Annotated in this window: 10 protein-coding genes; 6 read left to right on the forward strand and 4 right to left on the reverse strand. The window is 69.9% G+C overall.

From position 1 onward, the window contains the following. Positions 1-10 precede the first annotated feature (10 nt). Complete coding sequence (locus tag ACIBG8_RS00985; RefSeq protein ID WP_397340360.1) at positions 11-1150, forward strand: uroporphyrinogen-III synthase; 1140 nt, start codon at positions 11-13, stop codon at positions 1148-1150. A gap of 404 nt (positions 1151-1554) precedes the next feature. Beyond that, positions 1555-2283, forward strand: a complete 729-nt coding sequence (locus ACIBG8_RS00990; RefSeq protein WP_397340361.1) for a sirohydrochlorin chelatase — start codon at positions 1555-1557, stop codon at positions 2281-2283. 400 nt (positions 2284-2683) lie between these two features. Here the strand turns inward: ACIBG8_RS00990 and ACIBG8_RS00995 are convergent, their stop codons facing one another. The 3 genes from ACIBG8_RS00995 to ACIBG8_RS01005 all read right to left on the reverse strand — a co-directional run bounded on the left by ACIBG8_RS00995 (position 2684) and on the right by ACIBG8_RS01005 (position 4890). After that, positions 2684-3028 carry a hypothetical protein gene (locus ACIBG8_RS00995; protein ID WP_397340362.1) on the reverse strand — a complete coding sequence of 115 codons (345 nt, stop codon included), beginning with the start codon at positions 3026-3028 and terminating at the stop codon, positions 2684-2686. 396 nt (positions 3029-3424) lie between these two features. Beyond that, the gene (locus tag ACIBG8_RS01000) at positions 3425-4279 is read right to left on the reverse strand and encodes a PAC2 family protein (RefSeq protein ID WP_397340363.1); all 855 of its coding nucleotides are present in this window, start codon (positions 4277-4279) and stop codon (positions 3425-3427) included. Between the two features lie 152 nt (positions 4280-4431). Then, a complete protein-coding gene (locus tag ACIBG8_RS01005; protein ID WP_397340364.1) occupies positions 4432-4890 on the reverse strand; it encodes a universal stress protein in 459 nt (152 codons plus the stop codon). A 69-nt stretch (positions 4891-4959) separates the two neighbouring features. Here ACIBG8_RS01005 and metH point away from each other — a divergent pair, with 69 nt between their 5' ends. After that, entirely contained in the window at positions 4960-8424 is a 3465-nt protein-coding gene (metH, locus tag ACIBG8_RS01010) for a methionine synthase (RefSeq protein WP_397340365.1), read from the forward strand. Between the two features lie 720 nt (positions 8425-9144). Beyond that, positions 9145-9792 (forward strand): HAD family hydrolase, encoded by a 648-nt coding sequence (locus tag ACIBG8_RS01015; RefSeq protein WP_397340366.1) that lies wholly within the window; start codon positions 9145-9147, stop codon positions 9790-9792. A 182-nt stretch (positions 9793-9974) separates the two neighbouring features. Here the strand turns inward: ACIBG8_RS01015 and ACIBG8_RS01020 are convergent, their stop codons facing one another. After that, positions 9975-10160, reverse strand: a complete 186-nt coding sequence (locus ACIBG8_RS01020) for a hypothetical protein (RefSeq protein WP_397340367.1) — start codon at positions 10158-10160, stop codon at positions 9975-9977. Between the two features lie 49 nt (positions 10161-10209). On the opposite strand from ACIBG8_RS01020, the gene ACIBG8_RS01025 reads away from it, so the two are divergent. Beyond that, positions 10210-10701 (forward strand): cellulose synthase, encoded by a 492-nt coding sequence (locus tag ACIBG8_RS01025; RefSeq protein ID WP_397340368.1) that lies wholly within the window; start codon positions 10210-10212, stop codon positions 10699-10701. A 315-nt stretch (positions 10702-11016) separates the two neighbouring features. Beyond that, positions 11017-12012, forward strand: a complete 996-nt coding sequence (locus ACIBG8_RS01030; RefSeq protein WP_397340369.1) for an ABC transporter permease — start codon at positions 11017-11019, stop codon at positions 12010-12012. Positions 12013-12027: the final 15 nt, after the last annotated feature.

The raw sequence follows: 12027 nt of genomic DNA on the forward strand, positions 1-12027 counted from the left end.
CGCAGATGTCATGACATCTCCTGAAACGGCCCCTGACGCCCTGGCGGGCTTCACCGTGGGTGTGACGGCCACCCGGCGGCGCGAGGAGTTCTGCGCCCTGCTGGAGCGGCGCGGAGCGCGCGTCGTGAGCGCGCCGGCCATCAGGCTCGTGCCGCTCGCCGAGGACGGCGACCTGCTCGCCGCCACCCGGCTCAGCCTCAAGGGCCCGATCGACGACGTGGTGATCACCACCGGGGTGGGGTTCCGCGGCTGGATGGCCGCCGCCGAGGGGTGGGGGCTGTCGGTCGACCTGGCCGACCACCTCACCCGGGCGCGGCTGCTCACCCGCGGGCCCAAGGCCCGTGGCGCGGTGCGCGCCGCCGGGCTCAACGACCACTGGACCCCGGCCACCGAGTCGTGCGAGGAGGTCAAGCAATACCTCCTGGCCCAGAACCTGCACGGGCGGCGCATCGCGGTCCAGCTGCACGGGGAGCCGCTGACGGGGTTCGTCGCGTCCCTGCGCGAGGCGGGGGCCGAGGTGATCGAGGTGCCCGTCTATCGGTGGCTCCCATACCGGGACGTCTCGCCGCTGCGGCGGCTGATCAGCCAGACGATCTCCGGTGGGGTGGACGCGGTGGCGTTCACCAGCGCGCCGGCCGTGCTGGCGATGCTGAACGCGGCGCGGGCGGAGGGGTTGGAGGAGGCGCTGGTCACGGCGTTCTCCACGCGGGTGGTGGCGGCGTGCGTGGGGCCGGTCACGGCAGGGCCGCTGCTGGCGCGCGGGGTGCCCGCCGTACAGCCGGAACGGGCGCGGTTGGGGGCGCTGGCCAGGACGCTCGCCAGGCACCTGCCGGAGTTCAGCGTCACGCGGCTGGTGGCCGGGGGGCACGGGCTGGAGATTCGCGGGCACGCGGTGGTGGTGGACGGGGAGCTCAAGCCGTTGCCTCCTGCGCCGATGGCCGTCCTCAAGCGCCTCGCCGACCGGCCGGGGCACGTGGTGGCGCGGTCGGAACTGCGCATGGTGCTGCCTGGGAGCCCTTCGAGGGACTCGGCGGAGCACGCGGTGGAGATGGCGGTGACGCGGTTGCGGAGGGCTTTGGGGCCTTCGGGCATCGTGGAGACGGTCGTGAAGCGCGGCTACCGCCTCGCCTGCACCCGCGACACCCCATGACCCCCACCCACCCGACAGTTTCAACCCCCGCCCTACTCCCGCCGCCCACCTCAACCCCAACCTCAACCCCGCCGCCCACCTCAACCCCACCCCGGACCTCTGCCTCACCCCCAAGCCCCACCCCAGCCCCAAGCCCCACTCCAGCTCTGATCTCCGCCCCACCCCCAAGCCTCAGCCCCACCCCAGCCCTGATCTCCACTCCGCCCCCAACCTCAGCCGTGGTCCCGCCCCCGACCCCCACTTCGCCCACGTCACCGCACGCGGACGCCCCTCATGCTCTGCCCCACCTCGCCCAGCCCTCTTCCCCTCACCAGGACCGCCACCACCCACAAGGGCCCACTCCCAGGCAAACCCCCGCCCCTAAGCCGCCTTCCGCCCTCAGGGGCTCGTCCGGGGAGACCGTCATGGGGCTCGACCGGGAGGCGGGGACGTTGGTGATGGTCGCGCACGGGACGCGGAGCCCTCAGGGGGAGGAGACGTTGCGCGCCCTCACCCATCTGGTGCGACGCCAGCGCCCAGCCACCCGCGTAGAGCTCGCCTACCTCGAGATCAGCCGCCCCCTCCTGGCCGACCTCCTCCCCACGATCGACGGCCCGGTGACCGTGGTGCCGCTGCTGCTGGCCGGTGGCTACCACGTCCACATCGACCTCCCGGAAGTGATCGCCGCCACCCGCCCCGACGCCGTGGTGGCCCGCCCCCTCGGCCCCCACCCGCTACTAGCCGACGCCCTGTCCCACACCCTGTTCCGCGCAGGACTGAAAGCCACGGACACGGTGATCCTGGGCGCGGCAGGCTCGTCTGACCCGGCCGCCCTCGCAGACGTCCGCGCCGCAGCGCGTCTGCTCGCCGTACGGCTGGCAAGACCGGTCACGGCCGCCTTCGCCTCAGCCGGGACCCCCACGGTGCCCGACGCCATGGAACGCGCCCGATCCAGCCCGGCCGCCCGCGTGGTGATCGCGTCGTATCTGCTCGCTCCGGGCTTCTTCCAGACTCGCCTGGAGACGGCGACCGCCGACCTGGTCACCCCACCCCTGGGCGCCGACCCGGACGTGGCCACCCTGATCTGGACCCGCCACGACGAAGCCACTCACCAACCCACCCGCGAACTCACCAGGACCTGCGTGACCCCATGAAGGTCAGGCCCACCGCCCTTCAAGCGTGCGGCCAAGCCGCCAGGAGGCTGCGCGAAGGGCCTCGGAGCGTGGGAGGAACCCCAACAGAGTGGCCAGGGGGCTCCGCGGGGGCGGTGCAGGGACCTCGCAGGCGCGACACGACGGTCCCGCGGCGCCGCCCAGCGACCAACGCCCTCTGAGGGCGTCGCCAAGCGACCAACCCCCTCCGAGGGCGCGGCCAAGCGACCGACGGCGCCTCCGAGGCGTCGCCAAGCCACCGACGGCCTCCGAGGGCGCCGCCAAGCGGCTGGCGGCCTCCGGGGAGGTCGCCATGAGGGCGTGACAGTGGATCTCCGGGCGCGGTGCAGGGCCTCGCGGATGCGGTGCGGGGCCTGCAGCTACACCTCAGAGCCGGGGTGGGTCAGGTGGCCGGGGATTCGAGGCGGAGTTCGCGGACGATCTGCTCGGCCGACTCGTCGCGCGACACCGACATCCCCAGGAACATCTCGTCATACGCGTGCCGGAAACACCCCGCCAGCAACAGCCGCGCGCTCGCCTCGGGGTCCACCGACGCCCCGACCCGGCCCAGCCGCTGTTCCGCCCGCAGGTAGTCCGCCAGCGGAACAATCTCCGCCATCGGCCCCAGCCCGTTCCCGCGCATCGCCTCGCGGAACCGTACGGTCACCGAAGGCGAGGTGAAGGCGGGCAACGCAGCCGACTGGACCTCCAGGTAGTAGTCGATCCCCGCCCGCGCAATGGGCAGCAAATTATCATTTACCCTCCCTTTTCCGGCCAGGTGCGACAGATCGTGGAGTATCCGGAGCCAGAGTGGAAGCCGGTCCTGCAGCAGGGCGAGGAAATGGTCCACGGGCCCGCCGGTGCGGTCCTCGCGGAGCGATACGGCCATTTCCAGAACCCGCCGCCTGGTTTCCTGGCTTCTCTGGTGCGGGTCGAGATGGGAGGTTGCCATGGTTGGCCTAACGTGCGCAGTCACATGGGTAGGTTCAACGTGGCACCGAGCGCATTCGCCGATGTTTACGAAGCCGTGTTTCTCCTGGTTATGGAATCGTTGCGAGTTGGCGTTCCAACTTGCCGCAATGCCGTTCGAATCCCCGATTATTACCCGGAACGCCAACGAAATGTGGCAATACCCAGCTGAATATCAGCTGTCAGTATCGGTGTCCCTGCGTCGCAGATAACGCTCGAACTCGGCCGCGATCGCGTCGCCGCTCGCCTCGGGCAGCTCGGCCGCGTCCTTGCGCTCCTCGAGCTCCTTGACGTACTCGGCCACCTCGGTGTCCTGCGAGGCCAGCTCGTCGACGCCGTGCTCCCACGCGCGCGACTCCTCGACGAGGTCGCCCAGCGGCATCGGGATCTCCAGGATGTCCTCGATCCTGCGCAGCAGGGCCAGGGTCGCCTTCGGGTTGGGCGGCTGGGCGACGTAGTGCGGCACGGACGCCCACAGCGACAGCGCGCGCAGCCCGGCGGTGCCGAAAGCGTGCTGCAGCACCCCCACGATGCCCGTCGGCCCCTCGTAGCGGCTCAGCTCCAGGTTGATCGACCGGGCCAGGCCCTCGTCGGTCGCGGAACCCAGGATCGGCACCGGCCTGGTGTGCGGGGAGTCGTTGAGCAGCGCGCCCAGCATCACGGCCAGCTCGATGCCCAGCTCGTGGCAGACCGCCACGATCTCGTCGCAGAAGGAGCGCCAGCGCATGTTCGGCTCGATGCCGCGCAGCAGCACCACGTCGCGCTCGACGCCGGGCTGGCGCACCAGCGACAGCCGCGTCGTCGGCCAGACGATCGAACGGGTCAGCCCGTCGCCCATCTCCACGATCGGACGCGTGACCTGGAAGTCGTAATAGTCTTCCGGGTCCAGCGCGACCAGCGGCTCTGCCTTCCACTCGCCTTCGAGGTGGGCGATGACGCCGCTCGACGCCTCACCCGCGTCGTTCCACCCCTCGAACGCGGCGATGAGCACCGGATGGACGAGCTCGGGGAGCCCTTCGAGCTCGATCACGCGCCGCCTCCTCTCGCTGTCGTCGTCGCTAAGCCTATGCGGTGAGGAGGCTGTCACGTCACCGATCTCCACCGGGCTCCGCCGTACGCGTAACTCGGCATGACGCGCGCGAGCTTTCTCCCGTACGGCTCAGCCGTACGGGAGAAGGCTCGTCAGCGGCCGTCCGGGGTCGTGCGCACGATGAGCACGTCGCAGCCCGCGCGGTGGGAAACGTTGGACGGGACCGAGCCGAGCAGGCGCCCGGCCAGGCTGTTGAGCCCGCGGTTGCCCACCACCAGCAGGTCCGCCCGGTGCCGCTCGGCCAGCGAGACCAGGACGTCCACCGCGTCCCCCTGCTCGGCGGCGAGCACGACGTCGGTCGCCCCGGCCGCCACCGCGTGTTCCCTGGCCACGCGCAGCGCGTCGTCGGCCGGGGTGGACCCGCTGACCTTGTAGGCCAGGTCGCCCAGCCGGTCGGCGGCCGCCGCGCGCTCGCTCTCGCGCATGGGGACGTACGCGCAGGCGAGCACCAGCCTGGCGCCCGTCGCGCCCGCCAGAGAGGCCGCGGCGGAGACCGCTTTGAAGGAGGAAGAGGAGCCGTCAGTGCCGACTAATACGGTGCTGTACGCCATGGGATTCCCCTAATTGGACGCTTTGTGCAATTGCTTGGAAGCAGGGTAGCGCCCGATAGGATCGGGGTCATGAACAGCTCCCCGTCCTTCCGCGAAGCCCTGTCCCGGCGCGTCCTGGTGGCCGACGGAGCCATGGGGACGATGCTGCAGGCCCAGGACCCCACCCTCGACGACTTCGAGGGCTACGAGGGTTGCAACGAAGTGCTGAACGTCACCCGCCCCGACATCGTGCGCGGCGTCCACGACGCCTATTTCGCCGTCGGCGTCGACGCGGTCGAGACCAACACCTTCGGCGCCAACCTGGCCGCGCTGGCCGAATACGACATCGGCGACCGCGTCTTCGAATACTCGGAGGCGGGCGCCAGGATCGCCCGCGAGCAGGCCGACCACTGGTCCACCCCCGACCACCCGCGTTACGTCCTGGGCTCCATGGGCCCCGGCACCAAGCTGCCGACCCTGGGCCACCTGCCGTTCGCCACCCTGCGCGACGCCTACCGCGACAACGCGGCGGGCCTGATCGCCGGTGGCGCGGACGCGCTCATCATCGAGACCTGTCAGGACCTGCTGCAGGTCAAGGCCGCCGTCATCGGCTCCAAGCGGGCCATCGCCGACGCGGGCCGCGACGTGCCGATCATCGCCCAGGTCACCATCGAGACCAACGGCGCCATGCTGCTCGGCTCCGAGATCGGCGCCGCGCTCACCGCCATCGAACCGCTCGGCGTCGACCTGGTCGGCCTCAACTGCGCGACCGGCCCGGCCGAGATGAGCGAGCACCTGCGCTACCTCGCCAAGCACAGCAGGCTGATGCTGTCCTGCATGCCCAACGCGGGCCTGCCCGTCCTCACCTCCGACGGCGCCTACTACCCGCTGTCGCCGGACGAGCTCGCGGGAGCCCACGAGACCTTCACCCGCGACTACGGCCTGGGCCTGGTCGGCGGTTGCTGCGGCACCACGCCCGAGCACCTGCGGCAGGTCGTCGAACGGGTACGCGGAAAGCAGCCCGTCACGAGGCGCCCGCACCCGGAGCCGGGCGCCTCTTCGCTGTACCAGACCGTTCCGTTCCGCCAGGACACCTCCTACCTGGCCATCGGCGAGCGCTGCAACACCAACGGCTCCAAGGCCTTCCGCGAGGCGATGCTCGACGGCCGCTGGGACGACTGCGTCGAGATGGCCCGCGACCAGGCCCGCGACGGCGCCCACATGCTCGACCTGTGCGTCGACTACGTCGGCAGGGACGGCGTGGCCGACATGAAGGAGCTGGCGTTCCGCTTCGCCACCGCCTCCACCCTGCCGATCATGCTCGACTCCACCGAGCCCGGCGTGCTCCAGGCGGGCCTGGAGATGCTCGGCGGCCGCGCCGCCGTCAACTCGGTCAACTACGAGGACGGCGACGGCCCGGACAGCCGCTTCCAGAAGATCATGCGCCTGGTCAGCGAGCACGGCGCAGCCGTGGTCGCCCTCACCATCGACGAGGAGGGCCAGGCGCGCACCGCCGACTGGAAGGTGCGCGTCGCCTCCCGCCTCATCGACGACCTCACCGGCAACTGGGGCATGAAGGTCGACGACATCATCGTCGACTGCCTGACCTTCCCCATCGCCACCGGCCAGGAGGAGACCCGCCGCGACGGCCTGGAGACCATCGAGGCCATCCGCGAGCTCAAGCGCCGCTACCCCAAGGTGCAGACCACGCTCGGCCTGTCCAACATCTCCTTCGGCCTCAACCCGGCCGCCCGCATGGTGCTCAACTCCGTCTTCCTCAACGAGTGCGTCAACGCCGGGCTCGACTCCGCGATCGTGCACGCCTCCAAGATCGTGCCGATGGCGCGCATCCCCGACGAGCAGCGCCAGGTCGCGCTCGACATGGTCTACGACCGCCGCCGCGAGGGATACGACCCGCTGCAGCGGTTCATGGACCTGTTCTTCGGCGTCGACGCGGCAGCCGTACGCGCGGGCAAGGCGGAGGAGCTCGCCGCGATGCCGCTGTGGGAGCGGCTCAAGCACCGCATCATCGACGGCGAGAAGAAGGGCCTGGAGGCCGACCTCGACGACGCCCTCGGGCAGCGCCCGGCGCTCGAGATCATCAACGAGGTGCTGCTCGACGGCATGAAGACGGTCGGCGAGCTGTTCGGCTCCGGCCAGATGCAGCTGCCGTTCGTCCTGCAGTCGGCCGAGGTCATGAAGACCGCCGTCGCCTACCTCGAACCCCACATGGACCGCGTCGAGGGCGAGACCAAGGGCCGCATCGTGCTGGCCACCGTCAAGGGCGACGTCCACGACATCGGCAAGAACCTCGTCGACATCATCCTGTCCAACAACGGCTACGAGGTCGTCAACCTCGGCATCAAGCAGCCCGTCAGCGCGATCCTCGAAGCCGCCGAGGAGAAGCGGGCCGACGTCATCGGCATGTCCGGGCTGCTGGTGAAGTCGACGGTCATCATGAAGGAAAACCTGGAGGAGATGAACTCCAGAGGCATAGCGGAACGGTTCCCCGTCCTGCTGGGCGGCGCCGCGCTCACCCGTGCCTACGTCGAGCAGGACCTGGCCGAGCTGTTCTCCGGCGAGGTCCGCTACGCCCGCGACGCCTTCGAGGGCCTGCGGCTCATGGACTCCTTCATGGCCGTCAAGCGCGGCGTGGCCGGGGCGACGCTGCCGCCGCTGCGCGAGCGCCGCGTCAAGACCGGCGCTGTGCTCGAACGCACCCGCGTCGAGGACCTGCCCGCCCGCTCGGACGTGGCCGCCGACAACCCGGTGCCCGTCGCGCCCTTCTACGGTGACCGCATCGTCAAGGGCATCCCGCTGGCCGAGTACGCGGCGTTCCTCGACGAACGCGCCACCTTCATGGGCCAGTGGGGCCTGAAGGCGGCGCGCGGCGGCGAGGGTCCCTCGTACGAGGAGCTCGTGGAGACGGAGGGGCGGCCGAGGCTGCGCATTTGGCTGGAGCGCATGCAGACCGAGGGGCTGCTGGAGGCGGCCGTGGTCTACGGCTACTTCCCGTGCGTGAGCGACGGCGACAACCTGATCATCCTGGACGAGGCGGGCAACGAACGCACCCGCTTCACCTTCCCGCGGCAGCGGCGGGACCGGCATCTGTGCCTGTCGGACTTCTTCCGGTCGAAGGACTCGGGGGAGGTCGACGTGGTCGGGTTCCAGGTGGCGACGATGGGCGGGCGTATCTCGGAGGCGACGGCCGAACTCTTCGCCAAGGACGCTTACCGGGACTACCTGGAGTTGCACGGGCTTTCTGTGCAGCTGACGGAGGCGTTGGCCGAGTACTGGCACGCGAGAGTCCGCTCAGAGCTGTCCATAGGCGGCGAGGAGTCGTTGGACGACATGCTCAAGGTCAACATCCGGGGATGCCGTTATTCGTTCGGCTACCCCGCGTGCCCGAACCTGGAGGACCAGGTGCAACTCTTCGACCTTCTGGACCCGGCGCGCATCGGGGTATCGCTGTCGGAGGAGTTCCAACTCCACCCGGAACAGGCCACCTCCGCCCTGATCACCCACCACCCCGAGGCCAAGTACTTCAACGTCTAGCCCCCCTCCTCCCGCCTCCCCGCCCCTTACTCTCCTCACCCACCTGCCCACCCACCGCCCGCCCACCCGCCCGCCCACCCGCCCGCCCCTGGTCCTGCAGTGGCTGGCGACCTCTGGCAGTGACCGTCCGCGCGCGGTCATGGCACTGCAGGCGTTTTATGAACGCCGCGCAGTGCCCCGCTCGTGCCAAGTCCAAGTGCCTGTGGCCGCCTCGCTACGACCAACGGGTGGTGGCGTGGAGGGCCCTCGGCTTGTGTGACGGGGCGGCGCTTGGCTGAGGCTGCTGTGCTTGCCGGGGCATGTGGGGAGCCTGTGCCAGCGCGATGGAGTGAGGGACATCGGCCGGTTGCCTGGGCAGAGATCCCCACAAGTGAGTCCCGACGGCTTGGTCTACCCTCTCGTCGGTCTTCCACGGTTACGACGGCCGTCCCTACCTGCCCTGGTTGCGGCAACAGTGGAGGTCGGGGCCAAAAGAGATCATTCTGCTGGAGTTCTTGCAGCACCACGCACTGACGGCAACTGCCAGAGGTCGTCAGCCCCAGCAGGACCAGGGGCGGGAGGGTGGGCAGGCGGGGGTGTGAGGGGGTGGGGGAGGGGGAAGGATCTACCTTCCCCCCGGCGCCGAGCCGGGGAATGTCCGCGGGCCGTACCCCGTTGACCCTTGCCCACAGCCGGGACCGCCACCACAGCGGCCCCGGCGACGTCACCTCTGGGGGATGCATGGAAGCGGTCTTCTTCGACATGGACGGTCTCCTCGTCGACACGGAAAAGGTCTGGCTGGAGATCGAGACGGTGGTCATGGACCGTCTCGGCGGCGAATGGACGCCCGAGCACCAGACGCACCTGGTCGGCGGCTCCATGGAGCGCACCGTCGCCTACATGCTCGACGTCTCCGGCTCCTCCGTCTCCCCGCGCACCCTGCGCACCTGGATGATCGACGGCATGGTCGAGCGCCTCACCCACGGCGTCGTGGCCATGCCGGGCGCGCTCGAACTCCTGGAGGCGCTGCGCGCGAAGGGGGTGCCGGTAGGGCTGGTCACGTCGTCCATCAAGGAGATCGCCGAGGCGATCCTGACCCACGTGGGACGCCACCGCTTCGACACGATCGTCACCGCCGACGACGTCACGCGCACCAAGCCCGACCCCGAGCCCTACCTGACGGCCGCGTCCAGGCTGGACGTGTCGCCGGTGCGGTGCGTGGTGCTGGAGGACTCGCCGAACGGGGTGGCGGCGGGCACGGCAGCCGGGTGCGCGGTGGTGGCCGTCCCCAGCCTCCTGCCGATCGCCCCCGCCCCGGGCCGCCTCGTCGTCTCCTCCCTCACCGAGGTCACCCCGGCCGACCTCCGCGCCCTCCTCCCCGCCCAGTAACACCCTTTTCTTGTACGGCTGGCGCCAGGGGACAGCCACGCGCCGACCGTGGCCGGGCTCCGCGGCCCCACGCCACTCCAGGCCCACGTGGCGGGCCGCCGCAACATCGCACGGAACCCCCCGGCCATCCCCTCCACCCCGGCCGACACTCCGTGTAGCCCCTAAGGGGTTCCCCGAGGGCCTCACGGGGCGGATCCCTGGGCCGTGACGGCGGCCCGCCGTCGCCGCTCGGTGAGCGTCTCCCTGGACGGAGCCCAGCCACGGTCGGTGGGTGGCGTGTCCCCCGGCGCCAGCCGTACCCCCAGAAAAACCTCAGCCACCACGGGCACGGACATCAGGGTCGGGTCGTTCTCTGGGAGGAGCGCCACGCGCGTTCCCGCGTGCCAGGATGGGGATAAAGCCGAACGGGAGCAGAACATGCCATTTGAATCGATCACCTGGTTGCCGATCTGTGGCGGGCTCACCGCCGTGGGGCTCGTGTTCAGCTTCCTGGCGTTCAGACGCCGGGGCGCCGCGGCGGGAATGCGGCTGGCCGCCTGGTCCCTGCTGCCCGTGGCCGCCCTGCTCACCGGAGCGCTCAGCGCCCTGTGGGTCGTCGGAAGCACCATCGTGGGCTTCGTGACGAGCCTGGTGTTCAACCCGGTCGTCTGGGCGGGCGTCGCCGTGACCGGGCTGTCGGTGGTGTTGTTCGTCGTGTCCGGCGTCATGCGCGCGCGCAAGCTCGCCAGAGCCGACGCGATCACAGCCGCCCCAGCAGCCCCAGCGGCCGACAAGCCGGGCAGAGCGGCGCCTGCGCGACCCGTTCAGCAGCCTGCGGGAAAGCCTGCTGTCGCGCCGCCCAAGTCGAGGACGAACGACGATGATTTTTCCGACATCGAGGACATCCTGAAGAAGCGTGGCATCAGCTAAGTGCTGTGTCACAGTTCCGAGACGCAACCGGAACTACGCGTAGATATTCGGGTCAAGATCGATACGAATCCGTTTCGCGTCAATCACAGTTGAGCCACATAGGGCCCCAAGGGACTGGTCATACCAGCTCAGGCCATAGATTCTGCCTCCTGAGGCCGTGAACGCGGTCACAGCGATAAGGGAGCGATTACCCTGATCGGGAATCGCGAGTAACGGACGACGTCGTCTGGAACCCAGGGGGCAGAACACCATGCGCAGTACCACGGCCGCAGGGCCGCACGACTCGCCCCTGAGCACAGGGGCGGAGGCGATCGCATGACCGCCCCGCTGGATGTCCCGGAATCTGCCACCACGGCAGAGCCGGAGCTGGTGCTCGAAGGCGAGGGCAAGGCGATCGAAGGCCGCTCGCTCGGCCAGATCGCGTGGCGCAGGCTCAAGCGCGACCGCGTCGCGATGGCCGGCGCCGCCGTCATCATCTTCCTCATCCTGGTGGCGATCTTCGCGCCGCTCCTCGTCAAGTGGTTCGGTCACGACCCGCTGGAATACCACGAGGACCTGGTCGACGGCAGGACCATGGCACCCAAGGGCGCCTTCGGCGGCATGAGCTGGGACTACCTGTTCGGTCTCGAGCCCGTCAACGGCCGCGACCTGTTCAGCCGCGTCGTCTACGGCGCGCGGATCTCGCTGCTGATCGCCTTCCTCGCCACGATGCTCTCGGTGATCATCGGCACCGTGCTCGGCGTCATCGCCGGCTACTTCGGCGGCTGGGTGGACACCCTGATCGGCCGGGCCATGGACGTCTTCCTGGCCTTCCCCATCCTGGTGTTCGCGCTGGCGCTGGCCGGCGTCATCCCCGACCAGGGCTTCGGCCTGTCGGGCGACACGCTCCGCGTCGGAGTGCTGATCTTCATCATCGGGTTCTTCAACTGGCCCTACCTCGGGCGCATCATCCGAGGGCAGACGCTGTCGCTGCGCGAACGTGAGTTCGTCGACGCCGCCAGGAGCCTGGGCGCCCGCGGGCCGTACATCATCTTCCGCGAACTGCTGCCCAACCTCGTGGCGCCGATCCTCATCTACTCGACGCTGCTGATCCCGGCGAACATCCTGTTCGAGGCCGCGCTGTCCTTCCTCGGCGTCGGTGTGCGCCCGCCCACCCCGACCTGGGGCGGCATGCTGTCCGACGCGGCGCGGTTCTACACGATCCCGCACTTCATGGTCTTCCCCGGACTGGCGATCTTCATCACCGTTCTGGCCTTCAACCTCTTCGGTGACGGCCTGCGTGACGCGCTCGACCCGCGCGGCAAGCGCTGAACGGCCCCCTCGACT

The organism is Nonomuraea sp. NPDC050556 (assembly GCF_044457355.1).
GTDB lineage: Bacteria > Actinomycetota > Actinomycetes > Streptosporangiales > Streptosporangiaceae > Nonomuraea.